Origin of the sequence: Nocardioides sp. P86 (assembly GCF_023712465.1) — a bacterium.
Lineage (GTDB): Bacteria > Actinomycetota > Actinomycetes > Propionibacteriales > Nocardioidaceae > Nocardioides > Nocardioides kribbensis.
In genome coordinates this window covers 725469-744892 of record NZ_JAMAYE010000003.1, presented here as the reverse complement: position 1 = coordinate 744892, position 19424 = coordinate 725469, and the positions used below count along the sequence as shown (strand labels likewise).

Sequence of the window (19424 nt, the reverse complement as noted above, 5' to 3'; positions counted from 1 at the left end):
CCCTGCTCTGCCACCTCGACGCGCCCCTCACCCGCGAGGACCCGATCGGGAGGGCAGGCGTGCCATGGTGGGCCCCCGTCGTGCACCGCCGCACGGCCCGACCCCAGGAGTCCTCATGAAGATCCTCGTCGTCCTCGTCGTGATCGCTGCCATCGCCTTCGCCGCCCTCTACCTGCTGCCCCGCATGCGCCGCTGACCCGCGCCGGGCCTCCTCGCGCCAAAACCCTTGTAAGTCAAGTAATCGAGTAGGGTTGAGGGTGAACGACCTACGAGGAGGCCCCCCCATGCCCACCACGATCTCCGTCGTCGGCGGCGGCGCCAGCGGCGCCCTGACCGCCGCCCACCTGCTGCGCCGCGCCACCGACCCCGACCTCCGGGTCGTGCTCCACGAGCCCGCCCCCGTGCCGGCGCGCGGCGTGGCCTACCGCACCACCGACCGGCGCCACCTCCTCAACGTGCGCAGCCGCGACATGAGCGCGCTGCCCGACGAGCCGGGCCACCTCGTGGCCTGGGCCGAGCGCACCGGCCGGCCGAGCGACCCCGTGGGCTTCCTGCCGCGCGCGACCTGGGCCCACTACCTCACCGACGTGCTCGAGGAGAGCCGCCGCTCCTCGGTGGCCACCCTCGAGGTGCGCCGCGAGAGCGTCGTCGACGTCGCCCCCGCCAGCGGCGGGCGCTTCCTCGTGCGCGGCCGCGACGCCACCACCGAGGCCGACCGGGCGGTGCTGGCCTACGGCAACCTCGAGCCGCGCCCGTTGCGCACCGAGCAGGGCGCCGTGCCCGACGCACCCTGGCACGTCGGCTCGGCGTGGGACGCCGCCGCCCTCGCCGCACTGCCCCAGGACGCCACCGTCGTGCTGGTGGGCAGCGGGCTCACCGCGGTCGACGCCGCCCTGAGCCTGCTCGGCGACCACCCGGCGCGCCGGGTGGTGATGCTGAGCCGCACGGGCCTGCTGCCCCACTCCCACCTGCCGTCGCCGTGCTCGACGAGCTGGGCCACCCCGATGCCGAGCGGCCCGCTCACCGCCGACGGCCTGGCCGCCCACGTGGTCGGCCAGATCGCGCGCGCCCGCCACCACGGCGTCTGCTGGCGCTCGGTCGTCGACGGGCTGCGCGGGGCGACCCAGCGCACCTGGACCCGCCTCGAGGGCTCCGAGCGGCGCTGCTTCCTCAGCCGCCACGCCCGGCACTGGGAGGTGCTGCGCCACCGCATGGCGCCCGACGTGGCCGCGCGCATCAGGGCGTACGTCGACGCCGGTCGCTTGCAGGTCGTCGGCGGCGGGCTCGCCGGCGTCGAGGACCTCGGCACGCGGTGCCGGGTCACGCCCGGGGGTGGCGGCGAGGCCGTGGTCGCCGACGCGGTCGTCAACTGCACCGGCCCCACCACCGACCTCGACGCCACCACCTCGCCTCTGCTGGCGTCGCTGCGGCGGCGGGGCCTGGTCGTGGGCGACCCGCTCGGGCTCGGGGTGCGCTGCACGCCCGAGGGTGCGGTGCTGCGCGCCGACGGCGACCTCGTGCCGGGGCTGCACGTGGTCGGCCCGCCGCGCAAGGGTGCGCTGTGGGAGACCACCGCGGTGCCCGAGATCCGCTCGCAGGCCGCCGAGCTGGCCGACCTGCTCCTGGCCGGCTGAGCGGCTGAGCGGCTGAGCGGCTCGGCGTCCCGTCGCGCGACCGAACGGGACGCCGAGCCGATGGAGGGGTCGCGAGCGACCACTCGCAGACTAGGCGTTGTTGCGCATCATGTGCAACAACGTCGACGGGGATCCGTCAGGCCCCGGGCACGATCCGCAGGTCGCGCACGGCGCCGTCGCCGAGCGCGGCGAGGGCCTCCTGGTAGGCCGGGGTGTCGTGCGCGGCCACGGCCGCCTCCACCGACTCGAACTCCACGAGCACCGAGCGCTGCTCGCGCCCGGCCTCGTAGACCTTCGCGGGCAGGCCGCGGGCCAGGAAGCGGCCGCCGGCGCCGACGATGGCGGGGCCGGCGAGCTCGGCGTAGGCGGCGAGTTTCTCGGGGTCGGTGATCTCGAGGTAGGTGCTGATCCAGTAGGCAGGCATGGCCCCATGGTGGCGCACCGCCCCCGGCGGGCGTGGTCGCCCCTGGCAGGCTGGACGCGTGCGCACCGACTTCGACCCCCGCAGCGACGACACCAACACCTACGCCCTGCTGTCGTCCCTGGTCGTGCCCCGGCCCATCGCCTGGGTCGCCTCCCGCTCCGCCGACGGCGTCGGCAACCTGGCGCCCCACTCCTTCTTCACCGTCGTCTGCGCCGACCCGCCGGTCGTGGCCTTCGCCTCGATCGGGGACAAGGACACCCTGCGCAACGTCGTGGCGACCGGCGAGTTCACCGTCAGCGTGGCCACGCTGCCGCTGATGGACCAGGTCAACGCCAGCAGCGCCCGCTTCGCCCCCGACCAGGACGAGGCCGCCGAGCTCGGCGTCGAGATGCGCCCGAGCACCGTCGTCGGTCCGCCCGCGGTCGCGGCCTCGCCGGCGGCGATCGAGTGCCGCCTGCACTCCACCGTCGACCTCGGGTCCTCGACCCTCGTGCTGGGCGAGGTCGTGTGGATCAGCGTCGAGGACGACGTCGTGGTCGACGGCCTGCCGTCCTACGACCGGATGCAGCCGGTCTCGCGCCTCGGCGGCCCCGACTGGGGCCTGCCCGGCCCCACGCGCGCCGTACGCCGCCCGGGCGACCCCTCCGAGATCGCCCGCTGAGCCGCGAGCCGGCTCCCTGCGCCGGCTCAGTCCGAGAGCCGGGAGCAGCCGTGCTCCACGCCCCACAGCACGGCCTGCGAGCGGCTGGTCACGCCCATCTTGAGGTAGGCCGAGCGGATGTAGGTCTTCACCGAGTTGATGCTGAGGTAGAGGCGCCGGCTGATCTCGGCGTTGGACAGGCCGTCGCAGATGAGGCAGACGATCTCGTGCTCGCGCCCCGACAGGGCGCCGGGGAGCGGGGCCGGGTCGGACCCACCGGGCGCCGGCTCGTCGCGCCGCCGGGCCAGCCGCTCGACGGCGGCGACCAGCTCGGCCGGGTCGACCGAGACGGGCAGCACCTCGTCGGCCCCCAGCGAGCGCGCCCGCCGCAGGCCCCAGGGGCTGGTGTCGAAGCTCAGGGCGAGGGACGGGCAGCTCAGCACCGCGTCGGCCGCGCGGTCGTCCAGCGAGGACGGCTCGAAGACGGCCACGTCGGGCGGGCGGGGCGAGACCGCGGGGGCCAGCGCGACGCGGCAGGCGTGACGGCGCACGACGCCGTCGAGGCCGATGAGCAGCAGCGGGGGCAGCGCCACGGGAGCGAGGAGCACCGGCGCGACACGGTGCCCGGAAGCCGGGGAGGGCATGGGGACTCCGACCAGAGCGACCGCCGGGAGGGGTCGTGGTTGGGCCCCGGGCGGTCGGACCCACCCTAGCCAGGGCGACGCCGGGGGCCCAGGGTCGCACGGCCCCGGCCGCCGGCCGGACCGGCCCGGCTGGGACCCTGGTGGCGTGAGCACCGCTGTCGCCGACCCGACCTCCCCGCTGCCCGAGGGCGCCGACGTGCGCCTCGTCGTCGTCGACATGGACGGCACCCTGCTCGACGGCGAGGGCCGGATCCCCGAGGACCTGTGGCCGCTGCTGGAGGCGATGCGCGAGCGCGGCGTCGTCTTCTCCCCCGCCAGCGGGCGGCAGTACGCCACGCTGGCGCGCCAGTTCGACCGGGCGCGCGAGGGCATGGTCTTCATCGCCGAGAACGGCAGCTACGTCGTGCGCGACGAGGCCGAGATCAGCTCCACCACCCTCGCGCCCGACGTCGTCGCGCGTCTCGTGGGCCGGGGCCGCGACCTCACCGCGCAGGGCCACGACCTGGGCATGGTGGTCTGCGGCAAGCGCGCGGCCTACGTCGAGCGCACCGACCGGGCCTTCCTCGACCACGTCGACCCCTACTACGCCTCCCTGGTCGAGCTCGACGACCTCGACACCGTCGACGACGACGTGGTGAAGGTGGCCGTCTTCAGCTTCGCCGACCCCCAGGAGGGCACGGCGCCCGCGCTGGCCGACTTCGGCGAGACCCACCAGGTGGTCGTCTCCGGCGCCCACTGGGTCGACGTCATGCACCCCCACGTCGACAAGGGCGTGGCCGTGCGCCGGCTCCAGGAGGAGCTCGGGGTCTCCGCCGAGCAGACGGTCGCCTTCGGCGACTACCTCAACGACCTGGAGATGCTCGACGCCGCGGGCCTGTCCTTCGCCATGGACAACGCCCACCCCGAGGTGCTCGCCCGGGCGCGCTACCGCGCCCCCTCCCACCTCGACCACGGCGTGATCACCACGCTGCGCCGCCTGCTCGGGCTCTGAGCCGGCGCTGCCGCCGGGCGGGAGCGCCTAGCTGAGCACGTCCTTGCGCTGGAAGAGCACGAAGGCGGCGGTGAGCAGCACCGCCGAGTAGCCGACCGACCACAGCGCTCCGCTGGCCATGCCCGACCACTCGACGTCGCGCTGCAGCGCCTCGGCCCACGCGAACTGCTCGTGGGTCGGCAGCGCCTCGCGCAGCCGCCCGAGCGGGCTGATGGTGTCGAGGATGTTGGACACGATGGTGATCAGCACGGCGCCGCCGACGGCGCCGAGCGGGGCGTCGGTGAGCACCCCGATGAGCACGGCCAGCGAGGAGACGAAAAGCAGGCTGACGAAGAGGTAGCCCACCGCGACGGCCAGGCGCAGCCCCGTCTCGGCCCAGGTCAGCTGCTCGCCGGTGGGGCCCTGGTAGGCCTCGGTGCCGTAGGCGACCAGCCCCACCAGCATCGACCAGGCCGGCAGCAGCACGAGCGCGGCCAGCGTGGTGGCCAGCGCGACGGTGAGCTTGACCCGCAGCAGCCGCCCCCGCGGCACCGGCGCGGCCAGCAGGTAGCGCAGCGTCGACCAGCTCGCCTCCGACGGCACGGCGTCGCCGGCGAAGAGCGCCACCAGCACGACGAGCAGGAAGCCGGCCGAGGCGAACATCGCGAAGACCGCCAGGTTGGCCGGCCCCACCTGGGCCAGGTCGACGAACGACGTGCCGCCCTCGCTGTCGTCGGAGCCCAGCGCGAAGGCGCCCACCAGCAGCAGCGGCAGCACGACCAGGAACCCGAACGACAGCCGCGTACGCCGCCGCCGCAGCTGCCGCCGGACCTCCGCGCGCAGCGGCAGCGGACGGCGCGGGGCGGTCTGGTGGCTCATCGGCGTGCCTCCCTGGCGGCATCGGCGTCGGCGACCTGGGCGGGCTGGCCCTCGCCGACCAGGCTCATGAAGACCTCCTCGAGGTGGCGGCGCCCGTCGACGGCGGCGACGGGCACCCCGGCCTCCACCAGCCGGGCGACGAGCGCGGGGCGCGGGGCCGTGCCGGCGACGCGCACGCGTCCGTCGGGCTCGACGACGGCCTGCTCGACACCGCCGGGGCCACCGAGGCCGCCGGGACCCGTGAGCGCCTCGACGGCGCGGGCCGGGTCGCCCTCGACGGTGACGAGGGTGGAGCCCGAGCGGTCGACGAGGTCGGCGACGGCGCCCTCGAGCACGACCCGCCCGCGGTGCATGACCACGACGTGGCTGCAGGTCTGCTCGACCTCGGAGAGCAGGTGGCTGGAGACCACGACGGTGCGACCCCCGGTGGCGTAGCGGGCCAGCACGCCGCGCAGGTTGCGGATCTGCGGCGGGTCGAGGCCGTTGGTGGGCTCGTCGAGCAGCAGCAGCTCGGGCAGGCCGAGCATGGCCTGGGCGATGCCCAGCCGCTGGCGCATGCCCTGGCTGTAGGAGCGCACGGGCCGCTCGGCGGCGACCCCGAGGTCGGCGATGGCCAGCGCCTCCTCGAGGTGCGCGGTGGCGGGGTCGTTGCCGGTGGCGGCCCAGTAGGCCAGCAGGTTGTCGCGGCCCGAGAGGTGCGGCAGGAAGCCGGGGCCCTCGATGAGGGCCCCCACCCGCGCCAGCACCGGGGCGCCCGCGGTGACGGGGTGGCCGAGCACGTGCACGGTGCCGCCGTCGGCGCGGATCAGGCCCACGAGCATGCGCATGGTGGTGGTCTTGCCGGCGCCGTTGGGCCCCAGCAGGCCGACGACCTGGCCGCGCTCGGCGCGCCAGGAGGTGCCGTCGACGGCGCGGAAGCCGTTGCTGTACTGCTTCACCAGCCCGTCGACGGCCAGCGGCACGTCGGCGAGCTCCGCGACCACGGGCGCCTCGCGGCGCCGCCGGCCGGCCAGCAGCGCCAGCGCGGCCGCGCCGAGCAGCAGCAGGCCGACCGCCACGACGAGCGGCGTGGGCGCCAGCCCGCCGGTGCCGGCCGCGCGCTCCGCCTCGACGCTCGGCACGACGACCCCGTCGCCGGCCAGCGACACGACGTAGGTGCGGCGGTCCTCGGGCACGGCGTAGGCCGCGTCGGTGCTGGAGACCACCACGCGCAGCGACTGGCCGGCCTCGACGCGGTAGGCCGACGTCGGCAGGGCCACCTCGACCTCGCGCGGGCGCCCCGGCGTGAGGCCCTCGAGGCGCACGGGCGAGACCAGCTGGCGCGGCAGGGTCGCGGCGCCGTCGGCCGAGACCACCCAGGCCGAGGCGAAGAGGGTGGCGTCGGTGGTCGAGGAGACCACCGAGAGGCGCACCCGCGGGCTGCCGACCACGGTGAGCGGCTCGTCGAGGGCGGGGGTGTCGAAGACCGCCGACTCCCCCGGCAGGGCCCCGAGCGCGTAGCCGGCGCCGGTCGACCCGGCGGCGCCCAGCAGCGGCCCGGTGCCGGGCAGCGAGGTCAGCGCCGCGGGCTCCCCGCCGGGCGGCGACAGCAGCGGCTGCGGGCCGTCGCCGCGGGCGCCGGCCAGCGGGAGGGTGGTCGTGGTCTCCTCGCCGTACGCCGGGGCCGTCAGCTGCTCGGCCTCCTCCTCGCCGAAGGGCGAGGCCGGCAGCGACAGGTCGAAGGCCTCGCCGGGGTCGGGCCCGCCGCGCAGGTGGTGGTCGAACCACGCCAGCGCGGGGTCGACCAGGTCGTCGGCCGACAGCGCCGTGCCCGAGGCGTCGTGGCCGCCGTCGATCCAGCGCACCGCGACCGGCGTGCCCTCGGCGGCGAGGCCGCGGGCGGTGGCGTCGGCCTGGTCGAGGCCGAAGAGGGAGTCCTGGAGGCCCTGCACGAGCAGCGTCGGCGCGGCGATCCGGTCGAGCACCGGCGCCGGGGAGGAGCGGCGCAGCAGCCGCAGGACCGCCTCGTCGGGTCGGCCCGTGGTGGCGGCCTCGTCGTAGAGCCGGCAGACCCGGGGGGCGAAGCGCCCGCACTGCGGGTCGACGCCCGGAGCCGCGGAGGCCGCCGAGGGGTCGAGGCCGGCGGCCAGCCCGGAGGCGAAGAAGAGCGAGGCCCAGCGCTGCTTGAGCACGCCGGGCGCGGGCGTCTCGCCCACGGCGCTGCCGGAGACCGCCCGCTGCGGGAAGAGCCCCTCCGAGAGGTCGTGCCAGGTGATGGCGGGCACGATCGCGTCGACGCGGTCGTCGAAGGCCGCGGCCATCAGGGCCAGCGCCCCGCCGTAGGAGCCGCCGGCGATGCCGGCGCGGGGGTCGCCGGGGGCGTCGAGCAGCACGTCGTCGCGCTCGGCGAGCAGGTCGAGCAGCCGCGAGGCGTCGGCGACCTCGTAGTCCGGCGAGTCGAGGTGGATCAGGCCGCCGGAGTCGCCGAAGCCGCGCGCGGTCCAGGTCAGCACGACGTAGCCCTCGGCGGCCACCGAGCGGGCCTGGGCGGCCAGGTCGTCCTTGCTCCCGCCGAAGCCGTGGGCCAGCAGCACCGCGGCGCGGCGGCCCTCGTCGTCGGCGCCCGGGGCGCCCTCCTCGGGCGCGAAGACCGACACGTCGAGGGAGACCCGCTCCCCCGAGGGCTCCGGCCCCACCGACACCTCGAGCTCCTGCTCGTCGACCGCGACGGCGTCCTCACCGCCCAGCCCGGTCACCGCGGCCGCGCCCGCGCCGGCCACGACCAGCGCGGTGACGAGGGCCGCGGCGAGGACGGCCCGGCGGGGTCGAGCGGGCCGACGCATGCTGCATTCTTACCGCCACCGGCAAGGCGCGCCGCTAGTCTCCCCGGATGCGCGCCGTGACCTGCACCGACGGCGAGCTCGCCGTCGTCGACCTGCCCGACCCCGAGCCCGGCCCCGGCCAGCTGCTCCTCGACGTGCGGCGCTGCGGCATCTGCGGCTCCGACCTGCACGCGCGCCACCACGGCGACGACCTCGCCGACGTGCTCGACCTCGTCGGCTACCCCCGCTTCATGCGCTCGGGCCAGGCCGGCGTCTTCAGCCACGAGCTGCTCGGCGAGGTCGCCGACCACGGCCCGCGCACCCGCGGACGGCTGCGGCCCGGCACGCCCGTCGTCGCCGTGCCGCTGCTGCGGCGCGGCCGCGAGGTCGACGGGATCGGCCTGTCGGTCGCCGCTCCGGGCGCCTACGCCGAGCAGGTGGTGGTGCAGGAGTCGCTGGCGCTGCCGGTGCCCAACGGGCTCGACCTCGACGTCGCGGCGCTGACCGAGCCGATGGCCGTCGCCTGGCACGCCGTGGCCCGCGGGCAGGTGCGCCGGCGCGACACCGCCGTCGTGCTGGGCTGCGGCCCGGTCGGCCTCGCGGTCGTCACCGTGCTCAAGGCCCGCGGCGTGCGCCACGTGGTGGCCAGCGACCCCTCCCCCGGGCGGCGCGCCCTCGCCACCGCGTGCGGCGCCGACGTCGTGGTCGACCCGGCCGTGGCGTCGCCGTACGACCCGGCGGTGCAGCGCGGCGCCTTCGCGACCCTGCCGGCGGCCTACAACGCCGCGATCGACGCCGTGGAGGGCCTGAGCCGGCTGCCGGTCGGCTGGTGGCACGGCTGGCGCGCGGCCGAGCGGGTCGGCGCCGCCACGCCGAAGGCGCCGGTGGTCTTCGAGTGCGTGGGCGTGCCCGGCATGCTCGACGGCGTGCTCGCCGGGGCGCCGCTCTTCTCCCGGGTGGTCGTCGTCGGGGTCTGCATGGGGCCCGACACCCTGCGCCCCTCGCTGGCGGTCAACAAGGAGCTCGACCTGCGCTTCGTCGTCGGCTACACGCCGCTGGAGTTCCGCGACACCCTACATGCGCTCGCCGAGGGCGACCTCGACCCCTCGCCGATGCTCACCGGTCGGGTCGGCCTCGACGGCGTCGCCGGGGCCTTCGAGGCGCTGGGCGACCCCGAGCGCCACGCCAAGGTCCTCATCGACCCCTCCCTGCCCGGCACGCAGCTGCACGCGGTGGCCGCGGCGGGCGCGGCGGGCGGCACGGGCACGGACGCCTAGGCGCCCGCGGGCTCCGGCTCCCCGGTCGCGGTCGCACCGCGACCGAAGCGCGCCTCGTGGTCGGCCACGACCGAGGCGGCGACGTCGCGCAGCTTGGTCTCCGTGCTGGCCGACATGCGCGTCAGGTAGGCGAACGCCGTCGGCTCGTCTATCTCGAGACGGTGCATGAGCAGGCCCAGCGCGATCCCGATGACCTTGCGGCTGGTCAGCGCGGCGCTGAGGTTGCCGATCCGCTCGGCGTGGCCCATCGCCAGCGCCGCGTGGGAGGCGAAGAGCTCGCTCATCTGCACGGTCTCGTCGGAGAGGGTGTCGGAGGAGAAGGAGTAGAGGTTCAGCGCGCCGAAGGTGCGGGCGTCGGAGTTGAGCCGCACCCCGAGCTGCGAGCGCAGCCCGAGCCTCACGGCGCCGGGGATGAAGGCCGGCCAGCGCTGCTCGTGACGGGCGTGCTCGACGCGCACGACGCCGTCGGTCTCCAGCGCCTGCAGGCAGGGGCCCTGACCGGTGTCGTACTGGAGCTGGTCGAGCTCCACGACGACCTGGTCGGTCCACGCGCGGGTCTCGATGCGCCCGCCGCGGTGCGCGACGCTGATGCCCACGTGGTCGATGCCCGGCGTGGACTCGCAGGCCACCTTCGCGATCGTCGCGAGGGCGGCGTCGAGGTCCTGGGGCTGCTTGAGATCGGCGGAGGCCTGGGCGAGGGCTGCGGCGATGTCCATGTGGGCCAGCATGCGGTTCCGTCCGGGCGTGCGCCACCCCGGACGTCGAGATCCGCGTGGGGGCGCAGGGGACGGGGTCGCTGTTGGGCCCCGATCGAGCGAGCCGAACACTAGCAACCCACCTCGACCGGGGCCCACCGGGTCGCCCTAGGGGTGGAACACCACCTTGACCATGCCGTCGGCCTTGTCGCGGAACGAGCGGTACGCCGCCGGCGCCTCCTCCAGCGGCAGGTGGTGCGTGGCGAAGGTGTCGACGCCCAGCGGGTCGTCGTCGACGAGCAGCGGCAGCAGGTCGTCGGTCCAGCGCCTGACGTTGGCCTGACCCATGCGCAGCTGGATCTGCTTGTCGAAGAGCGTCAGCAGCGGCATCGGGCTGGCGGCGCCGCCGTAGACGCCCGAGATCGAGACGGTGCCGCCGCGGCGCACCGCGTCGATGGCGCTGGTGAGCGCGGCGAGACGGTCGATGCCGACCCGCTTCATCAGCGGCCTGGCGAGCGTGTCGGGGAGCAGCCCGACGCCCTTGACGACCTTCTCGGCCACGGGGTTGCCGTGGGCCTCCATGCCGACCGCGTCGATGACGGCGTCGGCGCCGCGGCCCGCGGTGCGGTCGCGCACCTCGGTGGCGAGGTCGTCGACCCTGTCGATGTCGATGGTCTCCGCGCCCCGGCCGTGCACGCGCGCCAGCCGCTCGGGCACCCGGTCGGCGACGATCACGCGGTGGCCCTCGTGCAGGGCGATCCGCGCGGCCATGTCGCCGATGGGGCCGGCGCCGACCACGAGCAGCACGCCGTCGGGGGCGAGGTCGGCGTACCGCACGGCCTGGTAGGCGGTGGGCAGGACGTCGGAGAGGAAGAGGAACCGGTCGTCGGCGGGGCCCTGGGGCACCTTGACGGGCAGGAAGTCGGCGAACTGCACGCGCAGGTACTCCGCCTGTCCGCCCGGCACCTGCCCGTAGAGCTTGCTGTAGCCCAGGAAGCTCGCGCCGGTGCCCTGGTCGCGGTTCTGGGTGGTCTCGCACTGGCTGTGCAGGCCCTGGGTGCACGTCCAGCAGGTGCCGCAGCAGATGTTGAAGGGCACGACGACACGGTCGCCGACCTTCAGGTCGCGGACCTCGGGGCCGACCTCCTCCACGACGCCCATCGGCTCGTGGCCCACGACGTCGCCGGGGGTCATGAAGGGGGCGAGCGGCTCGTAGAGGTGCAGGTCGGAGCCGCACAGCCCGGTGCTCGTCACCCGGATGACCGCGTCGGTGGGGTCGACGATGGTCGGGTCGGGCACGTCCTCGACGCGCATGTCGCGCACGCCCTGCCAGGTCACGGCCCTCATCGCACGCCTCCCTCGGTGCGGGCGGGTGCGGGGGTGCGGGGGACGGGACTCGTCATGGTGCCTCCTGGGTCGTCCGGTGGAGCGGTCACGACCCGGTTCCCCGTCGCGCCGGATGCATGCGGGGCCGACCCGTGCAGCCGCGACTCGAGGTCGCGCAGGAAGCCCGCGAAGCCGCCCGGCGTGCGGCCCCGGCGGCGCCCCGACGTCGTCACCCGCGGCCCGCCGACGGGCACGACGCCCCCCGCCCGCAGCGCGTCGACGAGCGCGGAGTCCTCGTGCTCGGCGACGTCGGGGAAGCCCCCGGCGGCGAGGTAGGCGTCGAGGCGCACGCCGAGGTTGGCGCCGTGGACGTGGTCGCCGGGCTCGGGCGAGGTGTGGTGGGCGCGCCAGGCCCGGGCCAGGTGCTCCTCGACGTCGCGGGGGTCGGGCACGACCCGCCCCAGCACGAGACGGGCGCCGTGCTCGGCCAGCCGCACCTGGGCGACGAGCCAGTCGGCGGGCACGACCGTGTCGCCGTCTGTCGTCGCGACCCAGGTGGCGGCCGGCGGGGCGCCCAGCAGGGACGCGCCGTGCCGCACCCCGGCGGCCCGGGCCGCGCCCACCCGGCCGGCGTCGAGGGCGACCGTGCGCACGCCGTGGGACCGTGCCACCTCGGCGGAGGCGTCGGTGCAGCGGTCGAGCACCACCAGCGTCAGCAGGCTCAGGGCCGGACGGTCCGCGGCCAGGAGGTCCGAGGCCGCGGCGAGCGCCTCCAGGCACCCGGGCAGCAGCTCCTCCTCGTCGTGCACCGGCACCACGACCAGGAGCGCGTCGAGCCCCGCGACCGCCTCAGGCACGGGGGTCGGGCAGCAGGTCGGTGGGGCCGATCACCAGGATCTCGACGTCGCGGTCGACCCAGGTGCCGAGCACGTCTCCCAGCCCCGCCGCGGCGACGACGCGGTGCACGTCGGGGCCGTCGAGCACCCACCCCTCGACGCGGTGGCGCCAGTGGCACAGCACGAGGACGCCGTCGTCGGTGAGGCAGGCCCGCACCCGCTCGACCAGCCCCTCGAGGTCGCGGGGGCTCAGGAAGTAGCCGGTCTCGGAGAGCACGACGAGGTCGAAGTCGCCCTCCGGCCACTCGCCCGGCACGACCGCGGCCTCGAGCCGTACGCCGTCCAGCAGCGCCAGGCGGTCGCGCGCGTGGCCCAGGGCGGCCGGGCTCGCGTCGAGCGCGACGAGCTCGCGGCAGCGCGGGACCAGCTCGGCGGTGAGCGCCCCGGTCGAGCAGCCCACCTCGAGCCCCCGCAGGAAGGAGGCGCGTGGCAGCGCCGCCAGCAGCAGGGACCGCTTGCGCTGCTCGTACCACCGCCGGTCGGTGCCCCACGGGTCGGCGTCGCGGCGGTGCACCTGCTCGAGCGCCTCGTCGGTGGCGCCGGCCTCCACGAAGAGCTCCTCGGCGCCGGTGAAGTGGGCCAGGAAGCCGGGCGACAGCAGCGCCTCGTCGCCGGGCGCGGCGGACAGCGGCGCGATCTGGCTGCGGTGGGCGGCCATCGCCCGGGCCTTGGCCTCCCGGGCCACCGGGGAGGGCCGCACGGCCCGCAGGTCGGACCAGGGCGCCAGGTCGGGCCGGCCCCAGTGCCAGAACCACACGGGGTACTCCAGCAGGCGGGCACCGGTGCGCACCGCCGCCGCGGCGGCGGCCCGCCCGGCGGCCTCGTGGTCGGGGTGCTGGTCCCCGCGCCACGGGGCGACGACCACCGTGTCCCGGCCGTCGCCGACCAGCCCGACGAGGGCGGCGACCACCTCGTCCTCGTGCGCGGTCACGGCGCCGTCGGGCAGGCCCAGCAGCCACGGGGTCGAGCCCGGTGCCAGGACGTCGACCGCGGCGCGGACCTCCTCGCGCCGCAGCCCCGCCAGCTCGGCGGGGGTGTGGGTGGGCGAGTCGGGGTGGCTGGCCTCGCCGTCGGTGAGCACGACGACCCGCACCTCCACCCCGCGGGCGTGGGCCTCCGCCACCAGCGCTCCCGCCCCCAGCGTCTCGTCGTCGGGGTGGGCGGCGACGACCACCAGCACCGAGCCCCGTTCCGGTGCCGGTGCCGGTGCCAGCAGGCGGGCCGGGTCGAGCGCACGCACCTCGCGGCGCCGCGGGTGCCGTCGCCACGCCGTCGCCTCGGTGCCGGGTGCGTCGTGGGCGAAGGTCACCACGCCGACACCCCGGGCACGCTCGAGCCCCGGGCCAGCAGCTCCCGGCCCAGGGCGGCCTGGTCGCGCTCGCCGTGGTGCTGGCGCACGTAGAGCCCCAGGTCGGCGACGCGCCGCGCGTGGCGGTGCTCGTGGGCCAGCGGACCGGGCCCCAGGGCTCGGGCGACCCGCCCCGTCACCTCCTCCACGGCGTCGGCCACGACCTGGCGCGCCCGCAGCGCGGCCAGCGCACCGCTCGCGCCCGCCGCGCAGCCGGTGTCGACGTCGGTGGCGGCCTCGACGAGCACCGCGCGGGCGGCGGCCAGCGCCGCGTCCACCGCCCCGAGGTGCACCAGCGCCACCTGGTCGGGGTCGCGGCGGCCGCACTGCTCGTGCAGCCGGCGCGCGACCGCCACGGCCCCGCCGTACCAGACCGCGGCGACGCCGATGCCGCCCCAGGCGAAGCCGGGCCGCTCGAGGTACCAGCCCGGCCCCCCGACCTCACGGGCCGGCACACCGTCGAGCACCACGGTCGAGGTGACGGCCTCGGCCAGCCCGAGCGAGGACCACGGGCCGTCCTCCACGAGCACGCCGGGGTCGGCCAGCCGCACCGCGAAGAGCCCGCGGCGCTCCTCGTCGACCCAGGCGGTCACCAGGGCGTGGGACACCTCGCGCGCCAGGGAGCACCAGGGCTTGCGGCCCGTGAGCCGGACGCCGCCGGTGGCCGGGTCGGGCACCGCCCGCAGCCGCGCTCCGGGTCCCTCGGCGGCCCAGACACCCCACGAGGGTCGTCCCTCGTCCTCCTCCAGCAGGTCGTCGACCCCCGCGGCGGCCGGGCCGGCCTCGGCCAGCACCGCGACCGCGTCGAGGTGCGGCTCCAGCGCCCGCGCGGCCGTGAGGTCCTGGGCGGCCACCGTGGCCAGCACCTCCCAGCGCCGCAGCGTCTCCCCCGACCCCGGCAGCGGCACGTCGTCCTCGACCTCGAGCGCGAGTCGCACCATCGCCGCGACCCCCGCGTCGGCCACGTCGTACGCCGCGCGCGCCAGGTCGACCAGCGGGCGGGTGCCGGCGGCGTGCCCGCGGCTGAGCAGCACCGGCTCCGGCGCGGGCGACGCCGCGGGCGGACCCGACGCCGGGGGGACGAGCGGGTGCGGGGTCAGGTGCCGGGCGGGGTGCATGGGCACCGGTTCCCCCCGCGGGCCCGGTCATGCACCGCACCCCTGCGGGTGGCGTCACCACCCGGCCGCGTGGCTAGCGTCGGTGACCGGACCCCGCTGGAAACACCGGCGATCCACCCCCACGCCGAAGGACCCGGTCATGCCCCCGACCTGCCTTCCCGACCCCTGCGACAGCACCCGTGTGACCCGCGCCGAGCGCTCCCGCCGCACGGCCGAGCTGGTCGCGCGCAGCGTGGCCGGCTCCGCCGAGACCCGCCGCGAGGCGCTCGACGAGGTCGTCGTGCTCAACCGCGGCGTGGCCGAGGCCGTCGCCGCGCGCTACCGCGGGCGCGGGGTGGCCGACGACGACCTCGTGCAGGTCGCCTACGAGGGCCTGGTCAAGGCCGTGCGCCGCTTCGACCCAGCGGCCTCGGAGGACCTGCTCACCTTCGCGGTGCCGACGATCCGCGGCGAGGTGCTGCGCCACTTCCGCGACCTGGGCTGGGCCGTGCGGCCGCCGCGACGGGTCCAGGACCTGCAGCGCGCCCTCGAGCAGCAGGGCACCGCGCTGGCCCAGCGGCTGGGCCGTGAGCCGAGCACCGCGGAGCTGGCCGCGGCGTGCGGGGCCACGCAGCAGGAGGTCGACGAGGCCAGGGCGGCGCGCGGCTGCTTCCGGCCGACCTCCCTCGACCTGCCCGTCGGCGACGGGGGCGCCGGCGGCGACGGGGGCGCCACGCTGGGCTCGCTCCTGCCCGACGACTCCGACGACGGGCTGGCCGGGGCCGAGGCCCGGGCCGACCTGGGTCCCGTCGTGCGCACCCTCGACGCCCGGGACCGCCGGGTGCTGGCCCTGCGCTTCGTGTGGGGCCGCAGCCAGCGGGAGATCGGCGAGGAGCTCGGGGTCAGCCAGGTGCAGGTGTCGCGACAGCTCAGCCGGATCCTCGGCACGCTGCGCCACGACCTCGGCGCGGCCTGAGCGCCGGTCCGGTGGTGAGCGCCCGGTCAGGCCCCACCGGCGAACCCCGAGGCCGCCGTCCAGGTCAGCGAGGTGCCCTCGGGGCCGTCCCACGTCACGAGCGGCCCGTCGGCGGCGGGCTCGATGGTCATGGCCTGCCAGCCGTCGAAGCCGAGGGTGGAGTCGACGTCCCACGTCGTCAGGTCGCCGGTGGCGGCCAGGGCCAGGGAGTCGCTGGGCGGGTCCCCGTCGTAGCAGTAGAGCCCGAAGTCGGCGATGACGGCGACCACGCCGTCCTCCTCGGTGACCTCGATGCCCTGGCAGGGGTCGGGCTCCTCGGAGCGGTGCAGCACCACCGGCGTGGTCCACGCGCCCTCCCGCGGGGAGTAGTGCTGCTCCAGCAGCCGGTCGCCCGAGGCGGAGTACCACAGCCTGACCTTGCGCCCGTCGGGTAGCGAGACCTGGGCCTCGTAGTCCTCCCGGAAGGCGTCGTCGAAGGTCTCGGTGGACGGCGCGTCGTCGTAGACCGAGGTGTCGCGCGCGGGGTCGTAGGCCGTGGCCGGCCCCTCGGCGTCCGCTCCGCCGCCTCCACCACCCCCGCCGCCGTCGCACCCGACCAGCGGGAGCAGCAGGACCACGACGGCGACCACGAGCGGCCGACGAGCGGTCACGGCTGCCTCCTGGGTGGCGCGGGCACTGCGGGAAGGCTACCTCCGCGGCCCGGGTGTGCGAGGGTGGCGGACAAGGCCGCGCCCACTCCGGGTGCACCGATGGTCGACCGGGGGGGCGCGTACCGTGAGCTCGCCCTGGCCCGACCTCGAGGACCTCTTCGGGCGCCTCGAGCGCTGCGAGGACCTCGCCGAGGGCGCCGGCGCGGTGGCCCGCTTCGCCCGGGAGCGCCTCGGCGCCGACCACGCCGGCCTCTCGCTGCACGCCGAGCCGGGCGCCGCCACCCGCCTGGCCCTCACCGGCCCGCTGGTGGCCGAGCTCGACGAGCTCCGCCTGCTGCTGCACGGCGGCCCCGGCAGCCGTCCGCTGACGGAGGGCTCCGCCGCCAGCGTCGCCGACACCCGTCACGACCCGCTGTGGCCCGCGTGGAGCACCGCGGCCGCCGGGCTCGACGTGCTGTCGGTGCGCGTCCTGGGCCTGCCCGCGATCCGGGGGTACGCCGTCACCCTCGACCTCTACTCCCACCGGCCGCGGACCTTCGAGCACGACGGCTGGACCGACCTCGGTCGCACCGCGCTGCAGGCCGGGCGGCTGCTGCGCCAGGTCGACCGGGTGCAGAACCTGCGCGAGGCGCTCACCACCCGCGCGCTCATCGGCCAGGCGCAGGGCATCGTGATGGAGCGCCACGCCCTCACCTCGGAGCAGGCGATGGCCTACCTGCGACGGGTGTCGCAGCAGTCGCAGGTCAAGGTGCGCGACCTCGCCGAGCGGATCGTCTCCGGGGCGGAGCCCCGGTGACGCCGGTCGGACGGATCCTGATGTCGCTGATGGACGAGGCGGGCAGCGACCTCACCCTGCCCGAGCTGCTGTGCCGCTCCGCCAAGCGGGAGCTCGACGCCGTGGCGGTCGGGCTCGCCGTGATGGCGCCCGACTCCACGAGCGAGCTCGTCGCCGCCTCGGACCAGTCGGCGCACGAGCTCGAGGTGCTCCAGCTGACCCTCGGGGAGGGTCCGTGCGTGGAGGCCTTCCGCACCGGTCGGCTGGTGCAGCTCGCGGAGCTCGGCGCCGGCGAGCAGCGGTGGCCGGCCTACTCCGCCCACCTGCTCGAGCGAGGGGTCGGCGCGGTCTTCGCCTTCCCTCTGCGCATCGGCGGCATCAGGCTCGGCGCCCTGGACGTCTACCGCACCCGCGCCGGGGCGCTCGACGACGACGACCTGTCGCTGGCGCTGCACTTCGTCGACGCCGCCGTGGTGGTGCTGCTCCACCTGCAGGACCCCGCCCTGCGGGACACCCTCGGTGACCGTCGGCTCGACGACGCCGTCGACGGGTTCACCACCCACCCGGAGGTGCACCAGGCCACCGGCATGGTCTCGGTGCAGGCCGTGGTGAGCCTGCACGACGCGCTCCTGCTGCTGCGCGCGCACGCCTACGTGGCCGACAGGTCCATCATCGAGGTGGCACGCGACGTCGTGGCCCGCAGGATCGACTTCCGGTGACCCGCCCGCCGGGCCTCCGCACCGACGACCGAGGAGGGACACCCGTGTCTCGTGAGCAACTGCTGGCCACCACGTTCGTCGAGCTCGCCGACACCCTCGGCGACGACTTCGACGTGGTCGACTTCCTCCAGAACCTCGCCGAGCGCAGCGCCGAGATCCTCGGCGCCGACGCCGCCGCCATCATCCTGGCCGACCAGCGTGGCGCGCTCCGGGTCATCGCCACCACCAGCCACGCCGCGCGCGACCTCGAGCTCCAGGCCCTGGCCACGGCCGAGGGGCCGTGCCTCGACGCGTTCCACTCCGGCGACGACGTCGTCAACGTGCCCCGCACCGAGGGTCTGCGGCGCTGGCCGCGCTTCCTGAGCGCGGCCGAGGACCTCGGCTACCCGTCGGTGCACGCCGTGCCGCTGCGTCTGCGCTCGGAGCGCCTCGGAGCGATCACCCTGCTCTACGCCGCCATCACCGAGCTCACCGACGACGACCGGGCGCTCGCCAGGGCACTCACGGCGGTGGCGACCGTGGGGCTGCTCCAGGAGCGCACCCCGCGGCAGCGCGAGGTGCTGGCCGACCAGCTCCAGGCGGCGCTGAGCCTGCGGATCGTGGTGGAGCAGGCCAAGGGCGTGGTGGCGGAGTGGGCCGAGCTCGAGATCGAGGAGGCCTTCGCCCTGATGCGCGCCTTCGCCCGCGAGCACGCCCGCTCCCTGGGAGCGGTCGCCACCGACGTCATCGAGGGACGGCTCGCGGTCGGGGACCTGCTCCCCCCCGAGCGACCGACGACCTGAGGCGGAGCGGAGCACGGTCGCTTTCTCCGGCGCCCGGGGACGCGATGGGGTTAGGGTTGGCTCCGCGGTCAGACCGGTGCTGCGATCCCCCCTCCCCCCACGGAGCACCGCCCGCCATGCCCGGTCCCCGCACCACCCCGCCCGTCCTCGTCCGCCTGCTCGGCGGTCTCGAGGTCGTGCGGCGCGACGGCACCGTCGTGCCCCCCGCGGCGTGGCGCACCGGCAAGACCATGGACCTCTTCCGGATCCTCGCCCTGGCCGACGGGCGGCCCGTGCGGGCGCGGGCCCTCACCGACGCCCTGTGGTCCACGGCGTCGCCGGAGCACGCCGGTGGCAGCCTGCGCACCGCGGCCAGCCAGATCCGGCGCGCCGTCGAGGCCGACTGCGTCGTGCGCCACCCCGAGGGGCTGGTGCTCGAGGGCACGTGGGTCGACGTCGCCGTCTACCGCGACCACGTCCGCCACGCCCGGCTGGCCCTCCTCGACGACCGGCTGGTCGACGTGCTCGACCACACCCGGCGGGCCGAGACGCTGTGGGCCGGCGACCTCAGCGCCCACGACGAGACGGCGGCCTGGGCGCGGGCCGAGCGCTCGGCCCTGCGCGGCCTGCGCTCGGTGATGCTGGCCGACGCGGCGGAGGCCGCTCTGCGCACCGGCGCCCTGCGCGAGGCCGTCGACCTGGCCCAGCGGGCCATCGCCGTCGACCCCGGCGCCGAGGCCGTCCACCGCACCCTCATGACGGCCTACGCCGAGCTGGGCGAGACCGCGGCGGCGCTGCGCACCTTCGAGGGCTACCGTCGCCAGCTCGCCGAGGAGCTCGGGGCCGACCCCTCCCCGCAGACCCGCGAGCTGCACCTGCGGCTGCTGCGGGGAGCCGGCGCCGACTGAGCCC

20 protein-coding genes are annotated in these 19424 nt (G+C 76.5%); 10 read left to right on the top strand and 10 right to left on the bottom strand.

All coding sequences use genetic code 11. The annotated features are described in order from the left end of the window. Nucleotides 1–64: 64 nt before the first annotated feature. The gene (locus tag M3673_RS19365) at nucleotides 65–196 is read left to right on the top strand and encodes a hypothetical protein (protein WP_285839573.1); all 132 of its coding nucleotides are present in this window, start codon (nucleotides 65–67) and stop codon (nucleotides 194–196) included. Nucleotides 197–284: 88 nt separating this feature from the next. Next, nucleotides 285–1634: an FAD/NAD(P)-binding protein gene (locus M3673_RS16880; protein WP_227489469.1), complete on the top strand. Its 1350-nt coding sequence runs from the start codon at nucleotides 285–287 to the stop codon at nucleotides 1632–1634. Nucleotides 1635–1770: 136 nt separating this feature from the next. Here M3673_RS16880 and M3673_RS16875 read toward each other — a convergent pair whose 3' ends face one another. After that, nucleotides 1771–2058 carry a DUF1330 domain-containing protein gene (locus M3673_RS16875; protein WP_056863260.1) on the bottom strand — a complete coding sequence of 96 codons (288 nt, stop codon included), beginning with the start codon at nucleotides 2056–2058 and terminating at the stop codon, nucleotides 1771–1773. A 58-nt stretch (nucleotides 2059–2116) separates the two neighbouring features. Here M3673_RS16875 and M3673_RS16870 point away from each other — a divergent pair, with 58 nt between their 5' ends. After that, entirely contained in the window at nucleotides 2117–2719 is a 603-nt protein-coding gene (locus M3673_RS16870) for a flavin reductase family protein (protein ID WP_251535078.1), read from the top strand. Nucleotides 2720–2745: 26 nt separating this feature from the next. Here the strand turns inward: M3673_RS16870 and M3673_RS16865 are convergent, their stop codons facing one another. Next, a complete protein-coding gene (locus M3673_RS16865; RefSeq protein ID WP_193666081.1) occupies nucleotides 2746–3342 on the bottom strand; it encodes a response regulator transcription factor in 597 nt (198 codons plus the stop codon). Nucleotides 3343–3487: 145 nt separating this feature from the next. On the opposite strand from M3673_RS16865, the gene M3673_RS16860 reads away from it, so the two are divergent. After that, nucleotides 3488–4333 carry a Cof-type HAD-IIB family hydrolase gene (locus M3673_RS16860; protein ID WP_251535076.1) on the top strand — a complete coding sequence of 282 codons (846 nt, stop codon included), beginning with the start codon at nucleotides 3488–3490 and terminating at the stop codon, nucleotides 4331–4333. A 27-nt stretch (nucleotides 4334–4360) separates the two neighbouring features. On the opposite strand, the gene M3673_RS16855 is transcribed toward M3673_RS16860, so the two are convergent. Both M3673_RS16855 and M3673_RS16850 read right to left on the bottom strand, forming a co-directional pair. Then, nucleotides 4361–5191: an ABC transporter permease gene (locus tag M3673_RS16855; protein WP_251535074.1), complete on the bottom strand. Its 831-nt coding sequence runs from the start codon at nucleotides 5189–5191 to the stop codon at nucleotides 4361–4363. Then, complete coding sequence (locus M3673_RS16850; RefSeq protein ID WP_251535072.1) at nucleotides 5188–8013, bottom strand: alpha/beta fold hydrolase; 2826 nt, start codon at nucleotides 8011–8013, stop codon at nucleotides 5188–5190. Before M3673_RS16850 ends, M3673_RS16855 begins: the two co-directional genes overlap by 4 nt. A 47-nt stretch (nucleotides 8014–8060) precedes the next feature. Between M3673_RS16850 and M3673_RS16845 the strand changes: the two genes are divergently transcribed. Continuing rightward, complete coding sequence (locus tag M3673_RS16845) at nucleotides 8061–9269, top strand: zinc-binding dehydrogenase (protein WP_251535070.1); 1209 nt, start codon at nucleotides 8061–8063, stop codon at nucleotides 9267–9269. Here the strand turns inward: M3673_RS16845 and M3673_RS16840 are convergent. From M3673_RS16840 to M3673_RS16820, 5 genes are all read right to left on the bottom strand, one after another. Beyond that, nucleotides 9266–9985 (bottom strand): GAF and ANTAR domain-containing protein, encoded by a 720-nt coding sequence (locus tag M3673_RS16840; RefSeq protein ID WP_193666071.1) that lies wholly within the window; start codon nucleotides 9983–9985, stop codon nucleotides 9266–9268. The two genes, M3673_RS16845 and M3673_RS16840, sit on opposite strands and share 4 nt — an antisense overlap. 147 nt (nucleotides 9986–10132) lie before the next feature. After that, on the bottom strand, nucleotides 10133–11311 hold the full coding sequence (locus tag M3673_RS16835) for an alcohol dehydrogenase catalytic domain-containing protein (RefSeq protein WP_251535068.1): 1179 nt from the start codon (nucleotides 11309–11311) through the stop codon (nucleotides 10133–10135). Then, nucleotides 11308–12147 carry a glycosyltransferase family A protein gene (locus tag M3673_RS16830; RefSeq protein ID WP_251535066.1) on the bottom strand — a complete coding sequence of 280 codons (840 nt, stop codon included), beginning with the start codon at nucleotides 12145–12147 and terminating at the stop codon, nucleotides 11308–11310. The genes M3673_RS16835 and M3673_RS16830 overlap by 4 nt, the downstream gene beginning before the upstream one ends. Further along, nucleotides 12140–13498, bottom strand: coding sequence for a PIG-L family deacetylase (locus tag M3673_RS16825; protein WP_251535292.1), 1359 nt, complete (start codon nucleotides 13496–13498; stop codon nucleotides 12140–12142). The genes M3673_RS16830 and M3673_RS16825 overlap by 8 nt, the downstream gene beginning before the upstream one ends. Beyond that, nucleotides 13492–14652 (bottom strand): acyl-CoA dehydrogenase, encoded by a 1161-nt coding sequence (locus M3673_RS16820; RefSeq protein WP_374108214.1) that lies wholly within the window; start codon nucleotides 14650–14652, stop codon nucleotides 13492–13494. Before M3673_RS16820 ends, M3673_RS16825 begins: the two co-directional genes overlap by 7 nt. A gap of 139 nt (nucleotides 14653–14791) precedes the next feature. Here M3673_RS16820 and M3673_RS16815 point away from each other — a divergent pair, with 139 nt between their 5' ends. After that, nucleotides 14792–15607, top strand: a complete 816-nt coding sequence (locus M3673_RS16815; protein ID WP_251535062.1) for a sigma-70 family RNA polymerase sigma factor — start codon at nucleotides 14792–14794, stop codon at nucleotides 15605–15607. 26 nt (nucleotides 15608–15633) lie between these two features. On the opposite strand, the gene M3673_RS16810 is transcribed toward M3673_RS16815, so the two are convergent. Further along, a complete protein-coding gene (locus tag M3673_RS16810) occupies nucleotides 15634–16257 on the bottom strand; it encodes a hypothetical protein (RefSeq protein WP_251535061.1) in 624 nt (207 codons plus the stop codon). Nucleotides 16258–16381: 124 nt separating this feature from the next. Here M3673_RS16810 and M3673_RS19740 point away from each other — a divergent pair, with 124 nt between their 5' ends. The 4 genes from M3673_RS19740 to M3673_RS16790 all read left to right on the top strand — a co-directional run bounded on the left by M3673_RS19740 (nucleotide 16382) and on the right by M3673_RS16790 (nucleotide 19420). Beyond that, nucleotides 16382–17053, top strand: a complete 672-nt coding sequence (locus M3673_RS19740; RefSeq protein WP_251535059.1) for an ANTAR domain-containing protein — start codon at nucleotides 16382–16384, stop codon at nucleotides 17051–17053. A gap of 20 nt (nucleotides 17054–17073) precedes the next feature. After that, entirely contained in the window at nucleotides 17074–17751 is a 678-nt protein-coding gene (locus M3673_RS16800) for a GAF domain-containing protein (protein WP_193666055.1), read from the top strand. Between the two features lie 44 nt (nucleotides 17752–17795). After that, complete coding sequence (locus M3673_RS16795; protein WP_251535057.1) at nucleotides 17796–18533, top strand: GAF and ANTAR domain-containing protein; 738 nt, start codon at nucleotides 17796–17798, stop codon at nucleotides 18531–18533. 116 nt (nucleotides 18534–18649) lie between these two features. Next, nucleotides 18650–19420 (top strand): bacterial transcriptional activator domain-containing protein, encoded by a 771-nt coding sequence (locus M3673_RS16790; RefSeq protein ID WP_251535055.1) that lies wholly within the window; start codon nucleotides 18650–18652, stop codon nucleotides 19418–19420. Nucleotides 19421–19424 lie beyond the last annotated feature (4 nt).